Genomic DNA, 18115 nt, shown 5'->3' with positions numbered 1-18115 from the left:
GCGACCGTGCGCGAGAATGGGGCACAATCCGCACAAGTTGTGCGGATGGGCGAACGATGAAGGCCGATCTCGGAGATCTTGACGCGTTCCTCGTCGTCGCGCGCGGGCAGGGTTTTCGCGAGGGCGCACGCATGAGCGGCGCCAGCGCGTCGAGCTTGAGCGAGGCGGTTCGGCGGCTCGAGGACAGGCTCGGCGTCCGCCTCCTCAACCGCACGACCCGCAGCGTGGTGCCGACGGAAGCCGGGGAACGGCTGCTGGAGCGGCTCGGCCCGGCCTTCGCAGAGGTCGAGGCGGCGCTCGACTTGGTGAACGGCTTCCGCGACCGGCCGGCCGGGACGCTTCGGCTCAACGTGCCGGTCAGCGCCGCGCGCCTCGTGCTGCCCGCGATCGTTCCGGGTTTCCTCGCCGCCTATCCCGAGATCCGTCTCGAGGTCCTGGCCGAGGACGGCTTCGTCGACGTGCTCGCCGCCGGATGCGACGCGGGCATCCGCTACGACGAGCGCCTGGAGCAGGACATGATCGCGGTTCCGATCGGGCCGCGCGTGCAGCGCTTCGCGACCGCTGCGGCGCCGGCCTACCTCGCGCGTCACGGCCGGCCCGAGCATCCGCGCGACCTCCTCGGCCATGCCTGCCTGCGCGGCCGCTTCCCGAGCGGGGTCGAGATGGCCTGGGAGTTCGAGCGCGACGGCGAGACCGTGAAGGTCGATCCGGCAGGGCCGCTGCTCGTGCGCGTCGGGGCCGCGACCGACCTCGCCGTCGAGGCGGCGATCGCGGGGACCGGCGTCATCACCCTGTTCGAGGACTGGTTGAGGCCGCACTTGGCCAGCGGGGCATTGGAACCGGTCCTCGAAGCGTGGTGGCCGCGCTTCTCGGGGCCCTACCTGTACTACCCGGGCCGGCGACTCGTGCCGGCCCCGCTGCGCGCCTTCGTCGACTTCATCCGGCACCCGAAGATCGCTTGATCGCGGGCGCGGCCGCGCGGCGAGCGGAAGGGGCGCACGGCGCGCCGGCACGACGCGAGCGCACCCCGCCGAGCACCCGAGGCCCGCCGCCGATCGAGCCTGGGGACCGCCTGTCCCGCTGGAGCGTGGCCGCTTGCGTGCGAGCCGGGCGGCTGCGTATACCAGATACAAGCCGCGCGCCCGTCCGGCGCAAAAACAAGAACCGAACGCTCAGGGATGAAACCATGCCGCGCAGAATATTGATCCTGGGGGCATCATACGGCTCGCTGCTTTCGACGAAGCTGCTGATGGCCGGGCATGATGTGACCTTGGTCTGCCGTCGGAAAACCGCGGACCTGATCAACAGCCAGGGCACCGAAGTCCGCATCAAGCTGCGCGACGAGGCCACGCACCGGTCGTTTCATTCCCGTGACCTGCCGGGCAAGGTCGACGCGATGCCGCCCGAGGACGTCGACGTCTCGCGCTACGATCTCGTCGGCCTGGCGATGCAGGAGCCGCAGTACAACAACCACACGATCCGCGTGCTGATGATCAAGATCGCGGCGGCCAGGCTGCCGTGCCTGTCGATCATGAACATGCCGCCGCTGCCGTATCTCGATCGGATCCCGGCGCTCGCGAAGATGGACCTGCGCGAGGCCTACACGAATGCCGGCGTCTGGGACCGCTTCGAGCCGGGCCTGATGTCGTTGTGCTCGCCCGATCCGCAGGCGTTCCGCCCGCCCGACGAGGGCGCCAACGTCCTGCATGTCGGGTTGCCGACGAACTTCAAGGCGGCGACCTTCGCCGATCCCGCGCACAACGCGCTGCTCCGCGAGCTCGAGGCGGACATCGACGCGGTGCGCGTTGAGGGCCAGGACGTTCCGGTCAAGCTCAAGGTGTTCGACTCGTTGTTCGTGCCCCTGGCGAAGTGGTCGATGCTGCTCACCGGCAACTACCGCTGCATCACGCCCCAGGCGCCGCGCTCGATCCGCGACGCGGTGCACGGCGACCTCCCCCTGTCCCGCACGATCTACGAGCACGTCGACGCGGTGGCCCGACGGCTCGGTGCCGACCCGAGCGATCAGGTCCCGTTCGAGAAGTACGCCAAGGCGGCCGAGGGCCTGCTGAAGCCCTCGTCGGCCGCCCGGGCGGTCGAGAGCGGCGCGCCCTACATCGAGCGTGTCGACCTGCTGCTGAAGCTGATCTCGCACCAGCTCGACATGCCCGATGCCGAGATCGACCGAACGGTCGAGATCGTGGACCGGAAGCTCGACGAGCGCATCATCCCGGGCTGAGCAGCCCGGTCCGGCCCGTCTCACCGAAGCGCGGCCGGACCTCGCTCGCCCGTCGGGATCATGTACTCCTCGACGGGATCCGACGGCTTGTGGAGCCCCCCTGCGACGCCGAGCCTGGACGCGGCTCGGGGCGCGTGCTTCAGGCTTGGCCCGTTGCCGGAGCGTCCGGGCGCGATCAGGATCGCAGCACGGGGTCCGCCGGTCGGATCGATCGGATCACGGGAGCGGCGCGGACCATGTCGGAGGGATCGCCGACCCCGTTCATCTTGAACCGCCTCGACCTCAAGACGCTGCGGCTGTTCGCGGCGATCTGCGAGGAGGGCACGCTCAACGGCGCGGCGCGCCGGGCCGCGATCGCCCCCTCCGCCGTGAGCAAGCGGCTCGCCGAGCTGGAGCGCGCGCTCTGCTGCGAGCTGCTCATCCGCGAGCCACGGGGCATGCGGCCGACGCCCGCCGGGGAGACGCTGCTGCACCACACCCGCCGGATGCTGGGGTCCGCCGAGCAGATCGCGCTGGAGCTCGCGGAGCACGCCAGCGGGCTCCGCGGCTTCGTCCGCGTGCTCGCGAACCTCTCGGCGATCGTGCAGTTCCTGCCCGAGGACCTGCAGGCGTTCCTGGCGGCGCAGGCCCGCATCGGGATCGATTTGGAGGAACGGCCGAGCGGCGGCGTGGTGGCCGGCCTGGAGGAAGGAGCGGCCGATCTCGGCATCTGCGCCGGCAGCACCGATCCGCGCTCCCTCGTCGCCCACCCCTATCGGAGCGACCGCCTCGTGCTCGTCGTGCCCGCCGGCCACCCGCTCGCCGGCCGCGACGCGGTCGCGTTCGCCGACACCCTCGACCACGACCATGTCGGCATGCACCGCGAGAGCTCGATCTACGGCACGCTCCGCGACGAGGCCCGACGCCTCGGGCGGCCGCTGCGCCTGCGCGTCCACGTGCCGAGCTTCGACGCGATCTGCCGCATGGCGCAGGCCGGGATGGGGCTCGGCGTGGTGCCCGAGCGGGTGCACGCCCTGCTCGGCCCGCAGATGAACGTCGTCGCCGTGCCGCTCACCGACCCGTGGGCGCGGCGGACGCTCAGCCTCGTCGTCCGCCCGGGCACGCAATCGCCGGCGGCGGCCGTCCTGTTCGATCACCTGCGCCGGGCAGGCGGGGATTGAGAGGGGCGCCTGCGTTCGCCTTCGGAGAACGCGGGGTGATGCATCGCGTTTGGACAGCGTGCACCCGATCCAATACCGATCGACCCAAAGACAATGGAGGGAACGGCCATGCCAGGCACCGGCGAAGCATCGCCCAAGGGTCCGCTCGACGGGATCCGGGTCCTCGAGCTCGGCCAGCTGATCGCGGCACCGTTCGCCACCAAGATCCTGGCCGAGTTCGGCGCCGAGGTGATCAAGGTCGAGTCGCCGGGGGACGGCGATCCCCTGCGCAAGTGGCGCAAGCTGCACGAGGGAACCTCGCTCTGGTGGTACCTGCAGTCTCGCAACAAGAAGTCGATCGCGATCAACCTGAAGGCGCCCGATGGGCTGGCGGTGGTCAAGGACCTCGTGCGGAGCGCCGACGTGGTGGTCGAGAACTTCCGGCCCGGCGGCCTGGAGAAGCTCGGCCTCGGCTGGGACGTGCTCTCGGAGCTGAACCCCAAGCTCGTGATGGTGCGCATCTCCGGCTACGGCCAGACCGGGCCGTATCGCGACCGGCCGGGCTTCGGCGCGATCGGCGAGTCGATGGGCGGCATCCGCTTCACCACCGGCAGCCCGGACAGCCCGCCCGCCCGCGTCGGCGTCAGCATCGGCGACACCCTGGCCTCGCTCCACGGGGTGATCGGCGCGCTGATGGCGCTGCTCCACGTCAAGACCGCCGGCGGCCAGGGCCAGGTCATCGACGTCTCCCTCGTGGAGAGCGTGTTCAACGTGATGGAGAGCCTGGTCCCGGAATACGACCTGCTCGGCGAGGTCCGCACCCGCACCGGCGGGGCGCTGCCCGGCATAACGCCCTCGAACACCTACCCGACGAAGGACGACGGCTTCGTCGTCATCGCCGGCAACTCGGACCCGATCTACCGCCGCCTGATGACCGTCGTCGGCCGGCCCGACCTCGCCGACGACCCGGCGCTGCGCAGCAACGACGGCCGCTCGCGGGTGGCCGGCATGATCGACGGCGTGATCGCGGACTGGACCCGGGCGCACACCGTGGACGAAGCGCTCGCAGCGCTCGCGGCGGCCGACGTGCCGGCGGGACGGATCTACTCGGTGGCCGACATCGTCGCCGACCCGCACTACCGCGCCCGCGACATGATCCTCGACGCGGAGCTGCCCGGCGGCACCCGGGTGAAGATGCCCGGCATCGTGCCCAAGCTGTCCGGCACCCCCGGGGCGGTGCGCTGGCAGGGACCGGCGCTCGGTGCCCACACCGATTCCGTGCTCGCCGACCTCGGCCGCGACGCCGAGACCATCGAGCGCCTGCGCCGCGAGGGAGCCGTGCAATGACCGAAACCGCCATGCTGATCCAGGAGGTCGCCACCCGCGACGGGTTCCAGATCGAGCCGCGCTACGTCGAGACCGCCGAGAAGATCCGGCTGATCGACGCGCTCTCGGCCGCTGGCTTCTCGCGGATCGAGGTCTCGTCCTTCGTCTCGCCGAAGGCCGTGCCGGCACTGCGCGACGCGGCCGAGGTCTTCGCCGGGATCGCCCGGCGGCCCGGCACCGTCTACGTCGCCCTGGTGCCCAACCCGAAAGGCGCCGAGCGGGCGCTCGCGGCCGGCGTCGGCGAGGTCAACCTCGTCGCCTCGGTGAGCGAGACCCACAACCGCGCCAACATGGGCATGAGCCCGGAGGCCTCGATCGAGGGGTTCGGCCGGATCATGGAGACAGTGAAGGGTACACCCGTGTCGACGAACGCCACGGTGGCCACCGCCTTCGGCTGCCCCTTCGAGGGCGACCAGCCGGCCGACAAGGTGATGGCGCAGGTCGAGCGATACCTCGCGCTCGGCATCGCCGGCGTGACGCTCGCCGACACGACCGGCATGGCCAACCCGCGCCAGGTGGAGCGCCTGGTCGCCCGCGCGCTGGCGATCGTGCCGGCCGAGCGGCTGACCCTGCACTTCCACAACACCCGCGGGCTCGGGCTCGCCAACGTGCTCGCGGCCTACGGCGCCGGCGCGCGCCGGTTCGATGCGGCGCTCGGGGGCTTGGGCGGCTGCCCGTTCGCGCCGGGCGCCACGGGCAACATCTGCACCGAGGACCTCGTCAGCATGGCCCACGAGATGGGGATCGAGACCGGCCTCGACCTCGAGGCCCTGCTCGGCCTCTCCCGCGACCTGCCGCGCCTCGTCGGCCACGACGTGCCGGGCCAGGTCGCCAAGGCCGGGCGCCCCTGCGATCTGCACCCGGTCCCGCAAGCGGCATGAGCCGCCCCGTCCCTCATTCGGCGTAAGCCGTCCCGTCGATCGGGCGGCCTGAGCCGCCGACCGAACCGATCCGCGTCGGAAGCCCCTCGGAGAAGGCGGCTCCGCCGTGCTCGCGCGCATCCTGCCCGACGGTCGTCCGCGACCGGCCGGCGGGGGCGCCCGCCGCCCCGTTCCAGGAGGAAACCATGACCGCCGCCACGACCGGCCCGCTCGCGGGTCTCGACGCCATCACGGAGAGCAGCGTGGTCCGCAAGGCCGCTTGGCGGCTGATGCCGCTGATCATGGTCTGCTACATGTTCGCGTTCTTCGACCGGATCAACATCAGCTTCGCCAAGTTCCAGCTCCAGAGCGACCTCGGCTTCAGCAACGTCGCCTACGGGCTCGGGGCGAGCATGTTCGTCGTCGGCTACGTGATCTTCGAGGTCCCCTCGAACCTGTTGCTGTACAAGGTCGGCGCGCGGCGCTGGATCGCCCGGATCATGATCTCCTGGGGCATCGCCACCGCCCTGATGGTCTTCATCAGCACCGAGTGGCACTTCTACCTGCTGCGCTTCATCATCGGCGCGATGGAGGCCGGCTTCGCACCGGGCATCCTGTACTACTTGACGCTGTGGTTCCCAGCCTCGTTCCGCGGCCGCGTGACCTCGTTCATGTTCGTCGCCTCGGCCTTCTCCGGGATCTTCGGGGCGCCGGTGGCGGGGCTGATCCTCGGCGGCCTCAACGGCACGGCGGGGCTCGCCGGCTGGCAATGGCTGTTCCTGGCCGGCGGCCTGCCCTGCCTGGTGCTGGGCGTGCTGGTGTTCCTGCGTCTCGACGATCGGATCGCCGACGCGCGCTGGCTGACGCAGCCGGAGAAGGACCTGCTCGCCTCGAAGATCGCGCACCACAACCGCGACATCGGCGACCACTCGCTCTGGGGCGCGATCAGGCAGCCGGGCTTCCTTCTCATCGCCCTGGTCTACTTCCTGCTGCAGGTCGGCTCGTACGGCCTGAACTTCTGGGGGCCGGACCTGATCAAGACCGCCACCGGCGGCACCGCGGCCTCGGTCGGCTTCCTCACCGCGATCCCCTACATCTGCGGCGCGATCAGCATGGTCGTGATCGGGCGCCTGTCCGACGCCTCCGGCGACCGGCCGAAATTCGTCGCCGGCCTCGCGGTGGCGGCGGCCATCGGCTTCTTCGCCGCCGGGCTGTTCGACAAGCAGATCGTGCCGCTGATGATCGCCCTAGCGCTGGTCGGCGCCGGCATCGTCGCCTCGATCCCGACCTTCTGGACGCTGCCGGCCAAGCTCGTCACCGGCGTCGGGGCCGCCGGCGGCATCGCGCTCATCAACACGCTCGGTCAGTTCGGCGGCATCGTCAGCCCCGTGGCGGTCGGCTGGGTGAAGGACCTGACCGGCTCGACGACGCCCGCCCTCTACGGCATCGGCATCCTCTGCCTGGTCGCGGCCGGCCTGCTGATCTTCGCATCGCCCGCCAGCCTGCGCCGCAACGACCGCAATCCCTGATCCGGCCGGTCCTCGGCGGTCCCACACCCGCCGAGATCTCGCCCTGCGAGGGAGCCCGGGCGATCACGCCGATGTCGAGCCGCATCGGATCGCGCAGCGTCACGTGCGGCGCTCAGGCGATGCGCAGGTTGCGGATCGGCCGCTCGGGTGCCAGCGCCAGGGCAGCCTTGGCGATGCCGCGGGCATCGAGGCCGTAGTGCCGGTAGAGATCGGCGACGGTGCCGGTCTGGCCGAAGCGCTCGACGCCGAGCGCCCGGGTGCGGTGACCCTGCACGGCACCGAGCCAGCCGAGCGTCGCCGGGTGGCCGTCGATCACCGTGACGAGCCCGCAATGCGGCGGCAGGCCGGCGAGCAGGGCCTCGATGTGGCTCCGCGCCGTCCGGTCGCCGCCCTCGCGGGCGCGCTGCGCCGCCGTCCAGCCGGCATGGAGCCGATCGGCGGAGGTGACGGCGAGCAGGCCGATGTCGCGCCGGTCCTCGGCCATCAGGCCCACCGCCTCGATCGCCTCGGGCGCGACGGCGCCGGTATAGGCGACCACGATCTCCGCGTTCGGGCCGGGCTCGCGCAGCCAGTAGCCGCCGGCGACGATTGCGTCGGACAGGGCCGGCGTCATCGCGCGCTGCGGCTGCGCGATGCTGCGGGTCGAGAGCCGGAAGTAGACCGAGCCGCCCTCCGGCCCCTCGAGCTGCACATGGTCAAGGGCGTGCGCCATCAGCACCGACAGCTCGTCGACGAAGGCCGGCTCGAAGCTCGACAACCCGTCCTGCGCCATCCCGATCAGCGGCGTGCCGATCGACTGGTGGGCGCCCCCTTCCGGCGCCAAGGTCACGCCCGACGGCGTCGCCGCGAGGATGAAGCGGGCATCCTGGTAGCAGGCGTAGTTCAGGGCATCCAGGCCGCGGCTGATGAACGGATCGTAGAGCGTGCCGATCGGGATCAGCCGCTCGCCGAACAGCTTGTGCGACAGGCCCAGGCCCGAGAGCAGCAGGAACAGGTTCATCTCGGCGATGCCGAGCTCGATGTGCTGGCCCTTGGCCGAGAAGTCCCAGGTGAAGGTCGAGGGGATGCGCTCCGCCTTGAACAGGTCGCGCAGTTCCTCCCGGGCGAACAGGCCGCGCCGGTTCACCCAGCCGCCGAGGTTCGTCGAGACGGTGACGTCGGGCGAGGTGGTGACGATGCGCTCCGCGATCGGCGCGTCGGATCGCGCCAGCTCGTTGAGGATCAGCCCGAATCCCGCTTGCGTCGACTGCGTCGGCTGGCGCGGGCATGGGAAGCCCGCCGGCACCGGCAGGCGCGGCGCCGTGCGCAGCCGCGGCCCCTCGGAGAAGAACGGCGCCGCGTCGATGAAGCGGCGCAGCTCGGCGTCCGGCAGCGCCAGCCCCTCGAACGGCTCCCATTCGCGCCCCTCGCGCACGCCCATGCTCTCGCGGAGCAGCGCGGTCTGGGCCGGGGTGAGCAGCCCGGAATGGTTGTCCTTGTGGCCGGCGAGCGGCAGCCCGAAGCCCTTGACCGTGTAGGCGATGAACACGGTCGGGCGATCGTTGTCGGCCGCCTCGAAGGCCCGGATCAGGTTGGTGAGGTCGTGCCCGCCGAGGTTGCCCATCAGCGCGGCCAGGGCGGCGTCCGAACGGCGGTCGATCAGCGCCAGCGCGTCGGCATCGTCGGCGAGGTCCGCTTCGAGGCGGCGGCGCCAGGCCGCGCCGCCCTGGAAGGTCAGGGCCGCGTAGAGCTGGTTCGGCGCGGTGTCGATCCAGGCGCGCAGCCGCGCCCCGCCCGGCTCGCGGAAGGCCGCGTCCATCAAAGACCCGTATTTCAGGACGACGACGTCCCAGCCGAACGAGCGGAAGATCTCCTCGAAGCGCGTGTACAGACCCTCGCGGATCACCGCGTCGAGGCTCTGGCGGTTGTAGTCGATGATCCACCAGGTCCGGCGCAGGCCGTGCTTCCAGCCCTCCATCAGGGCTTCGAAGATGTTGCCCTCGTCCATCTCGGCATCGCCGACCAGCGCCACCATCCGGCCTTCCGGCCGGTCGAGGCCCCAGCCGTGGGCGCGGACGTAGTCGCGCACCAGCGACCCGAACAGCGTCTGCGCGACGCCGAGGCCGACGGAGCCGGTCGAGAAGTCCACGTCGTCGGTGTCCTTGGTCCGCGACGGGTAGGATTGCGCGCCGCCGAAGCCGCGGAAGGTCTCCAGCTTCGCGCGGGTCTGGTTGCCGGCGAGATACTGGATCGCGTGGAAGATCGGGCTGGCATGGGGTTTGACCGCGACGCGGTCCTCCGGACGCAGCACCGCGAAGTAGAGCGCCGTCAGGATCGTCGCGAGGGAGGCCGACGAGGCCTGGTGGCCGCCGACCTTCATGCCGTCCGGGTTCGGGCGGAGGTGATTGGCGTTGTGGATCATCCAGGTGGAGAGCCACAGGGCCTTGCGCTCCAGTTCGGTCAGGCAGGGCAGGCGCGGGTCGCTGTGCATCGCTTCGGCCTCTCGGAGATGGCCTGAGGATGCCACCACGCACGCGGCAGGAATTGCCAATCTCGGCGTGCCGAGCGCAAATCTCGGCAGGATTCGCTAATCCAGCGGGACCTTGAGGTGAGTTCATGCAGGATCGACGAATCGATGCGATCGACCGGAAGATCCTGGCCGAGCTGCAGCGCGACGGGCGGGTGACGATCCAGGATCTCGCCGGCCGCGTCGGCCTTTCGGCCTCCCCGTGCCTGCGCCGCATCCGGATGCTGGAGGAGGCCGGCATCCTCAAGGGTTACGTGGCGCTGGTCGATCAGGCCAAGGTCGGCCTGCCGATCAGCGTGTTCGCCTCGGTGAAGCTCGAGCGCCAGCGCGAGGAGGAACTCGACCGCTTCGCCGAGGCCGTGGCGCGCTGGCCGGAGGTGGTGGAGTGCTACCTGATGACCGGGCGGCACGACTATCTGGTGCGCGTCGTCGTCCCGGATCTCGCCGCCTACGAGCGCTTCCTGAAGGACAAGCTCACCCGCCTCGACGGGGTCGGATCCATCGAGTCGAGCTTCGCCCTGGGCCAAGTGAAGTACACCAACGTGCTTCCGATCTGACCGCGCGCGGCCGGCGTGGAAGCGAAGGGCTCGGTCGCCGGACCGTCGTCCATCGGACCGGCTTCCCCATGGACCGACCGGGCGGCCTTGCGCCGGGGCGGTTCGGAAGGCCTGTTGCGACCGCCATGGTCCGACAGAACGTCATTACCAATCCATCCAGCGGCGCCCGCCCGTGCCGGATGTGGGGGGCTGAAGCAATCGTCACCCCGTCGGGCAGCGCCGCGGGCGGCGTGGTGCCGTCGCCCTCGACAGGATCGGCTCGGACGAAGCGACGAAGGGCAACCGCCTCGCCCGGATCCGGCAATCTCGGTATTCGAGCAGAATCGGGACCCGTCGAATGCGGACCATCTTCGCGTGAAACGACACCATCGAGGCCTTTCAGGCCACGCGGACGGCATCTTGCGAGACACCGGCGATCTTCGCGGTGTTCCCGATGGACGTATTCGCTTGGGCCGAAACGGATACATCATCGGCGCCAACCTTAATCCTTTTGCGCGTGCGAACGCGTTCGGCGATGCCCCGTCCCTCCGTGGTCGCGCTGAGGAACGGTCGGCGGAAGACCCCTGAGCCGTGGCCGCGCGCGATGGCCCGCGACGGCGCGTGACAGTGCCGAGGAACCTGCATGTGAATTTTTCCAATATTCCGCAGCTGTATACGGCCGATAATTGATTGAATTCGCAGCAACTCGATCGCTCTGCTGTCATCCCGACATCTCCCCAAATCATGAAGCCTGATATCCGCCTCCGAGCGATTTTGGGCTAGTCAATAATATAGGCGTTCGGTGAGTTGAATAGAAAAAATACTGCCGCCATGCTTCTCGCGTCGGGGATCAGTTCTCCTGAACGGCGATCAAGGCGAATTCAGTAATTCTGAGGTCTCACCATGACAGTGCGAGCGCTGGAAACCATCGCAGCGAACTATCTGCCCCTCACGAAGCCGGATGCGCCGCGCCTGAGCGATCACGTCAGCGAGCTCCAGGAGATCGAGAGATCCTGTTGGTTGAGCAATTATGGGCCGACCAATACGCGACTCGAAGTGGCGATGATCGAGAACGTCTTCGGCGGCATCGGTTCGTGCCTCACCGTCTGCAATGCGACGAGCGGATTGATGCTGGCGTTGAAGCTGGCCGCCGAACGGTCCGGGCCGACCGCGCGCTACGTCATCATGCCGGCCTTCACGTTCGCGGCGACGGCCCATGCGGCGCTGTGGGCAGGCCTCACGCCGCTGCTGATCGACGTCGATCCGTCGGATTGGTGCGCCTGCCGGATCGCCGAGGACGAGGCCTTGAGGGCCCATGCCGGAGAGGTCGTCGCGATCATGCCGTACGCGACCTTCGGGGCGTGCATCGATCTCGCGCGCTACGATCGCCTGGCGCAGGAACACGATGTTTCGATCGTGATCGACGCCGCCGCCTCGCTCGGATGTCTCGACCAGCTCGGTCGAGCCTTCGGCACCGGCTCCCCGCACATGATCGTCTATTCGATGCACGGCACCAAGCCGTTCGGCGTCGGCGAGGGCGGACTGATCTACAGCACCGATGGCGAGACGATCGCGCTCCTGCGGAGCATGGCGAATTTCGGCTTCGACAGCGAGCGCTCGGCCGTGCTGCCGGGGATGAACGCCAAGATGTCGGAGGTCGCCGCGCTCGGCGCCCTCGTCCGCCTCGGCGATTTCGAGGAACGCGCTCGGCACAGGCAGATCCTCACCGCCGCGTATCGCGAGGCGTTGCGCGACTTCTCGATGCAGCAGGCGCCGGGCGAGCGCATCGTCTATCAGTTCATGCCCGTGCTGCTCCCGGTCGGATCGGCCGCGAGCAGGGACGCGATCCGTGCGGACATGGCACGGATGGGCGTCGGCACGGGGAGTTACTTCAGCCCCCATGTCGGGCAGCAGCCCTACTTCCAGCAGCGGTGCGTCTTCGGCGCGCTTCCCGTGGCCGATGCGCTCAGCGCGCACGTCGTCTCACTCCCGCTCTCGGATTTCCTCACCGTCGCGGATGTCGGCCGGATCTGCGAGGCGTTTCGCACGGCCTGCGGCGCCCAGGCTCGGGAGCAGGTGGCGTGATGGCCCGGCGTGCGCCGAAGGCGCCGTTCCGCACCACCATCGTCGGCGGCGGCCCGGCCGCGCTCGCGCCCCTCGTCGCGGCCTCGCGAGACGGGCGCCTCGACGAGATCCTCGCCGGCGGCGTCGCCGTCATCGAGGCCGGGCCGATCCTCGGAGCCGGACGCCTGGGGCGCTACGCGATCTGGTCCGACAGCACGGCCGAAACCTTCCTCACGGCGGTCACCGATCACGCCGACCCGCGGCTCGGCCAGTTGGTCGACCATCCCCTGTGCCGGGAGTTGCGGGGCTACGGAAAGGGATCGATCCCGTTGGAGAAGGCCGGGGCCCTGATGGTCCTGATCGGCGAGGTCCTCCGCAAGGCGATCCTGGATGCCGGAGGGCTGGTCCTCGTCGATCACGAGGCGACAAGCGCCCACCGCGACGCGGACGGGCTGTGGCACACGAAAACTTGCAGCAGGACGATGGGCACGACCTTCGAGGTCGTGTCGGACACGCTGCTCCTCGCCACCGGCGGCGCACAGGATCCGGCGCGGTTGCTTGAGGAGCCGGTCGCGGGCCGGCCGCTCCTGCCGGCATTCGCCGGCAAGATCCTGCAATCCGACGATGTCCTGCGACAGGGCGGCACGGAGCGCCTCGCTCGCTTCCTGCTGGGCCGCGCCGAGCCGCGCATCGCGATCGTCGGCGGCAGCACGAGCGCGGTCGCGACGGCGGTGCTGCTCCTGAGAACCCTGCCCGAGGAGACGAAGCGGCCCGGCAGCATCCAGATCCTGCATCGGCGCCCGCTGCGGATCTTCTATCCGTCCTCCGAGGCGGCTCTGGCCGACGGCTATACGGAGTTCGAGCCTCGCGACATCTGCCCGGTGAGCGGCTTCGTCTTCCGGTTCGCCGGATTCCGGACCGAATCCCGTGACCTGATCATGAACGTCAGACGCATCGGCGGGCGGCCGGGGGACCCGCGTGTCGTTCCGATGCTCATCGACGGCGCGGATCCGGCCCCCGCGCATCGCCTTCTCGAGGAGGCCGACGTCATCGTCGCGGCGCTGGGCTATCGACCGAGACTGCTGCCCCTGTTCGATTCGAGCGGTGCACCGATCCGCCTGACGGGAAACACGTCCCCCCGTCCCGCCGTGGATGGTGCCTGTCGGGTTCTCGACGCGAAGGGCCGGCCGGTCGCCGGCGTGTTCGGGATCGGTCTCGCCGCCGGCTTCAGGCCGGCCGGTGCCCTCGGTGGCGAACCGAGCTTCGTCGGTCAGGCAAACGGGCTGTGGCTCTGGCAGACGGCCGTCGGCTCGATGCTGCTGGACAATCTGCTGACCGCCGCGCGCGAAGACGTCGCGCCCCCATCGCCGTTCGCGCTCGACCTTCACGTGCTGGAGCAGGCGGCGGGGATCGGTGCGGCGCCCGACCTGAGACCGGCCGCCGCGGCGCGGTGAGGCCTGGATCGCTTCGGGCACGTCCCGGCGGAGCTTCGGATGTTTCGGATCGTGATCGCGTCCCCGGCGGGGCGCCGTCGAGCAGGAGGAGTGGGTCGCCATGAAGGGCATCGTCCTCGCTGGAGGGTCCGGGACCCGGCTTCACCCGGCGACGCTGGCCATCAACAAGCAGCTGCTCCCGATCTACGACAAGCCGATGATCTACTATCCGATCTCGGTGCTGATGCTGGCGGGCATCCGCGAGATCCTAATCATCTCCGCGCCCGAGCACCTCGGCAGCTATCAGCAGCTGCTCGGCACCGGCGAGCAGTTCGGCCTGCGCTTCTCCTATGCGGTGCAGCCCAAGCCCGAGGGGCTGGCCCAGGCCTTCATCATCGGGCGCGACTTCGTCGGAACCGACCCGGTCGCCCTGGTGCTGGGCGACAACCTGTTCTTCGGGGCCGGCCTCAAGAACCTGCTCGTCCGCGCGGCGATGCGCGAGCGCGGGGCGACCGTCTTCGCCTATCACGTCGACGGCCCCGAAGCCTACGGCGTCGTCACCCTCGACGGGCGCGGCCGGCCGCAAAAGCTCGTCGAGAAGCCGATCCGGCCCGAGAGCCACTGGGCCGTGACCGGGCTCTATCTCTACGACAACCGGGTGCTCGACATCGCAGCGGCGACGAGGCCTTCGGCCCGGGGCGAGCTGGAGATCACCAGCGTGAACCAGGTCTACCTGGAACGCGGCGACCTGCACGTGGAGCTGCTGCGGCGCGGCTATGCCTGGCTCGACACCGGCACGCACGACAGCCTTCTCGAAGCCGGCGAGTTCGTGCGGACGCTGCAACGGCGGCAGGGGCTTCAGGTCGCCTGCCTCGAGGAGATCGCCTATCGGCAGCGTTTCATCAGCCACGAGCAACTCGTCGCCCGCGGCGAGCTCTTCGCGAAGACCCCTTACGGCCAGAACCTGCTCCGCTTGGCGCGCGACAAGCAGCCGGCCAAGCCGATCCATCTCATGGTGAAGGCCCCGGGCCAGATCCTCCCGCGCGAACCGGCGCCCCATCACCGCGACATCCGCGTCGCGTGAGCAGCATCGCGCGCATGGAGCCCCGCGCGCGATCGCCGATGCCGTTCTTCAGCAAGCCCTGCAGATCGGATCGGTCTCATCGTCAGCGAGGCTGCCGAAACCCTTCCGATCCGGATCGAGTCGCCATGACCTACCACGTGTCTCCGAGCGTGCTGTCCCTGACGAAGCACGGCGATCGCAAGAGCCCGGTCCGCCCGGTGATCCTGTGCGGCGGCTCCGGCACGCGGCTGTGGCCGGCCTCGCGCGAGAGCATGCCGAAGCAGTTCTCGCGGCTGGTGAACCCGGATACCTCGACGTTCCAGGCCGCCGCGTTGCGCGTGGCCGATACGCCGGTCTTCGGCCGGCCGATCGTCCTGACCTACGCGGATGCCCGCTTCATCGTCACCGAGCAGCTGGCACAATGCGGCGTCGCCGCCGACATCCTGCTCGAGCCGGAACGACGGGACTCGGCGGCCGCCGTCGCGGTCGCGGCCGTGCACGCGGCCCGCACGGACCCGCAGGCGGTCGTGCTCATCCTCGCCGCCGACCACGTCATCGGCGACACCGAGGGCTTCCGGCAGGCCGTGGCCGAAGCCGCCGAAGGCGCGCGAAGGGGCATGATCATGACGCTCGGCATCGAGCCGACGCGCCCGGCGCGCGATTACGGCTACATCCGGCCCGGTGCGGGCCTGGAGGAGCTTCCCGGCCTGCACACCGTCGAGCGCTTCGTCGAGAAGCCGGACCTGGCCGGTGCCGAGCGTCTGATCGCGGAAGGCGCGCTCTGGAATGCCGGATACTTCCTGTTCCGGGCCGACACCATGATCGCCGAGCTGGAGGCGCACGCGCCCGCGGTGATCGGCGCCGCCCGGGCGGCCGTGGACGCGGCCACCACCGATCTCGACTTCGTCCGCCTCGACGCCGCCGCCTTCGCCGAGGCTCCGAAGATCTCGATCGACTACGCGGTGATGGAGCGCACGACGCGCGCCGGCGTGCTGCCGGTGTCGTTCCCGTGGTCGGACGTCGGCACCTGGGACGCGGTCTGGCAGGTGCTCGACCGCGATGAGCAGGGCAACGCCGTGCGGGGCCGGGTCGAGCTCGTCGGTACCTCGAACAGCCTGGTGCACAGCGAGGGCGAGGGGCTGACCACGGTGGTCGGCCTCGACGACGTGGTGGTGGTGGCGACCCCCGACGCGGTGCTGGTTGCCTCGAAGTCGCAGTCGGGCCGGGTCAAGGAACTGGTCGCCGGCCTGCGCAAGAAGGCCCACCCGGAGGCCGACGCGCACCGGCGGATGTACCGGCCCTGGGGCTGGTACCAGCGCGTCGACATCGGCGAGCGTTTCCAGGTCAAGCGCATCATGGTGAAGGTCGGCGGACGCCTGTCGCTGCAGAAGCATTTCCACCGGGCCGAGCACTGGGTGGTCGTCAAGGGCACGGCCGAGGTCACGCTGAACGAGCAGATCATCCTCGTGCATGAGAACGAAGGGATCTACCTGCCGATCGGCGCGCTGCACCGCCTGACCAACCCCGGCAAGATCCCGCTCGAGCTGATCGAGGTCCAGGTCGGCTCCTACACCGGCGAGGACGACATCGTCCGCGTCGAGGATGTCTACGGGCGGTAGCGATACCGCCGCGCGTCTCGGCTGCGTGACGCCGCCAGCGGAGCGGCGGCGACCGCACCACGCTCGCGATCGGGCTGCGAGACCGTGCCACCCCTTCCGACCGCCCGTGTCGAAGCACGCCGCATCACAGGCAACAAGCACGGTCTTCTCTCCAAAAGAGCTACACGCTATTTGCCCACTGGAGCGATCGGCTTGTTCCAAATAGACCAATACCTGCCCTGTCGTCCGACGATATTTACGGACATCATTCTTTCATTTGTCGTCTTCGACGCCGCCGACGTGGCGTTGGCCTGGGTAACCTCACGAGAGGAGTCGGTACGATGCGCGTCGCCGTCATTGGATCAGGATATGTCGGTCTCGTCTCGGGCGCATGTTTCGCGGATTTCGGACACACCGTCGTCTGCGTCGATCGCGACGCCGACAAGATCTCCGCTCTGAGACGCGCCGTCCTGCCGATCTACGAGCCGCATCTGGACGGCATGGTCGCCAGCAATCTCGCGGACGAGCGCCTGAGCTTCTCGACGGATCTCGCGACGGCGGTGGCATCGGCCGAGGTAATCTTCATCGCGGTCGGAACGCCGGCGCGCGCCAGGGACGGCCAAGCCGATCTGAGTTTCGTCTTCGATGCCGTCCGGGAAGTCGCCGTGGCGCTGAGCGGCTACGCCGTCATCGTGGTGAAGTCGACCGTGCCGGTCGGGACCGGCGACGAGGTCGAGCGCATCGTCCGGGAGCTGCGGCCGCAGCTCGATTTCGCCGTCGTCTCGAATCCGGAGTTCCTGCGGGAGGGGGCGGCGATCAACGATTTCAAGCGGCCGGACCGTATCGTCGTCGGCGCCGAAGACGAGCGCGCGCGGGCGGTGATGGAGGAGCTGTACCGGCCGCTGTTCCTCAACAAGGCTCCGATCCTGTTCATGGGCCGGCGCAGCTCGGAGATGACGAAGTACGCGGCCAATGCCTTCCTCGCCACGAAGATCGCCTTCATCAACGAGGTCGCGGACCTCTGCGAGCAGGCCGGCGCGGATGTCCAGGACGTCGCGCACGGCATCGGCCTCGACAAGAGGATCGGCGCCAAGTTCCTGCATGCCGGGCCCGGCTTCGGCGGCTCCTGCTTCCCGAAGGACACCCAGGCGATGATCGCCATGGCGCAGGCGCACGGGGCGCCCATGCGCATCGTCGAGACCGCGGCCGCCTCGAACGATCATCGCAAGCGCATCATCGCCCGAAAGGTCATCGCGGCCTGCGGCGGCGTGCGCGGGCGGACGATCGCGATCCTGGGGCTGACCTTCAAGCCGAATACCGACGACATGCGCGAATCGCCGGCGATCTCGATCATCACGGCGCTGCAGGATGCCGGCGCGCGGATCCGTGCCTACGATCCCGAAGGAATGGATCATGCCCGCGCGATGATCGCCAACGTCTCGTACTGCCTCGACGCGTACGATTGCGTGGTCGATGCGGATGCCGTCGTGATCGTCACCGAATGGGACGTGTTCCGTGCGCTCGATCTCGATCGCCTCCGCGGCGCGATGGCCCGGCCCATCCTCGTCGACCTGCGGAACGTCTACGGGCCCAAGCGGGTCGAGAAGGCGGGCTTCCGCTACGTCGGCGTCGGGAAGGGCGATGCCGACGCCGGCAAGCCGGATCGCGTGGTCCCGCTGGCGCTTGCGGGGTGACGGCACGGCCCCGGTCGCGCGTCACGCGACCGGGGCGTCTCACGTCCGGTCGTTCCTCGTCGTGACCGAGC

Annotated in this window: 12 protein-coding genes and 1 pseudogene; 12 read left to right on the top strand and 1 reads right to left on the bottom strand. The window is 69.7% G+C overall.

The window, feature by feature from the left end; all coding sequences use genetic code 11:
- Window positions 1-56: 56 nt before the first annotated feature.
- The 6 genes from ACFZ8E_RS04625 (at window position 57) to ACFZ8E_RS04600 (ending at window position 7150) form a co-directional block, all read left to right on the top strand.
- Window positions 57-962 carry a LysR family transcriptional regulator gene (locus tag ACFZ8E_RS04625; protein WP_405042147.1) on the top strand — a complete coding sequence of 302 codons (906 nt, stop codon included), beginning with the start codon at window positions 57-59 and terminating at the stop codon, window positions 960-962.
- Between the two features lie 224 nt (window positions 963-1186).
- On the top strand, window positions 1187-2236 hold the full coding sequence (locus ACFZ8E_RS04620) for a ketopantoate reductase family protein (RefSeq protein ID WP_405042146.1): 1050 nt from the start codon (window positions 1187-1189) through the stop codon (window positions 2234-2236).
- Between the two features lie 236 nt (window positions 2237-2472).
- Window positions 2473-3396, top strand: a complete 924-nt coding sequence (locus ACFZ8E_RS04615) for a LysR family transcriptional regulator (protein WP_405042145.1) — start codon at window positions 2473-2475, stop codon at window positions 3394-3396.
- Between the two features lie 108 nt (window positions 3397-3504).
- Window positions 3505-4722 (top strand): CaiB/BaiF CoA-transferase family protein, encoded by a 1218-nt coding sequence (locus tag ACFZ8E_RS04610; RefSeq protein WP_147840769.1) that lies wholly within the window; start codon window positions 3505-3507, stop codon window positions 4720-4722.
- Window positions 4719-5642 carry a hydroxymethylglutaryl-CoA lyase gene (locus ACFZ8E_RS04605; RefSeq protein ID WP_147726131.1) on the top strand — a complete coding sequence of 308 codons (924 nt, stop codon included), beginning with the start codon at window positions 4719-4721 and terminating at the stop codon, window positions 5640-5642. Before ACFZ8E_RS04610 ends, ACFZ8E_RS04605 begins: the two co-directional genes overlap by 4 nt.
- A 185-nt stretch (window positions 5643-5827) precedes the next feature.
- Window positions 5828-7150 (top strand): MFS transporter, encoded by a 1323-nt coding sequence (locus ACFZ8E_RS04600; protein WP_405042144.1) that lies wholly within the window; start codon window positions 5828-5830, stop codon window positions 7148-7150.
- Between the two features lie 112 nt (window positions 7151-7262).
- On the opposite strand, the gene ACFZ8E_RS04595 is transcribed toward ACFZ8E_RS04600, so the two are convergent.
- On the bottom strand, window positions 7263-9620 hold the full coding sequence (locus ACFZ8E_RS04595) for a transketolase (RefSeq protein WP_405042143.1): 2358 nt from the start codon (window positions 9618-9620) through the stop codon (window positions 7263-7265).
- A 125-nt stretch (window positions 9621-9745) separates the two neighbouring features.
- Between ACFZ8E_RS04595 and ACFZ8E_RS04590 the strand changes: the two genes are divergently transcribed.
- From ACFZ8E_RS04590 to ACFZ8E_RS04565, 6 genes and pseudogenes are all read left to right on the top strand, one after another.
- Window positions 9746-10213: an Lrp/AsnC family transcriptional regulator gene (locus ACFZ8E_RS04590; protein WP_405042142.1), complete on the top strand. Its 468-nt coding sequence runs from the start codon at window positions 9746-9748 to the stop codon at window positions 10211-10213.
- An 882-nt stretch (window positions 10214-11095) separates the two neighbouring features.
- Entirely contained in the window at window positions 11096-12277 is a 1182-nt protein-coding gene (locus tag ACFZ8E_RS04585) for a DegT/DnrJ/EryC1/StrS family aminotransferase (protein WP_405042141.1), read from the top strand.
- Window positions 12278-12528: 251 nt separating this feature from the next.
- Complete coding sequence (locus ACFZ8E_RS04580) at window positions 12529-13710, top strand: hypothetical protein (RefSeq protein WP_405042140.1); 1182 nt, start codon at window positions 12529-12531, stop codon at window positions 13708-13710.
- A 100-nt stretch (window positions 13711-13810) separates the two neighbouring features.
- Window positions 13811-14674: pseudogene (gene rfbA, locus ACFZ8E_RS04575) on the top strand (glucose-1-phosphate thymidylyltransferase RfbA); the annotation flags it as partial.
- A 224-nt stretch (window positions 14675-14898) separates the two neighbouring features.
- The gene (locus ACFZ8E_RS04570; protein WP_405042139.1) at window positions 14899-16371 is read left to right on the top strand and encodes a mannose-1-phosphate guanylyltransferase/mannose-6-phosphate isomerase; all 1473 of its coding nucleotides are present in this window, start codon (window positions 14899-14901) and stop codon (window positions 16369-16371) included.
- Window positions 16372-16691: 320 nt separating this feature from the next.
- Complete coding sequence (locus ACFZ8E_RS04565; protein ID WP_405042138.1) at window positions 16692-18044, top strand: UDP-glucose dehydrogenase family protein; 1353 nt, start codon at window positions 16692-16694, stop codon at window positions 18042-18044.
- The last annotated feature ends 71 nt before the right edge of the window (window positions 18045-18115 follow it).

The sequence above is a fragment of the Methylobacterium sp. HMF5984 genome (assembly GCF_045033435.1).
Taxonomy (GTDB): domain Bacteria; phylum Pseudomonadota; class Alphaproteobacteria; order Rhizobiales; family Beijerinckiaceae; genus Methylobacterium.
The sequence above is the reverse complement of the archived record's forward strand: the minus strand, read 5'-3'. Positions and strand labels throughout refer to the sequence as shown.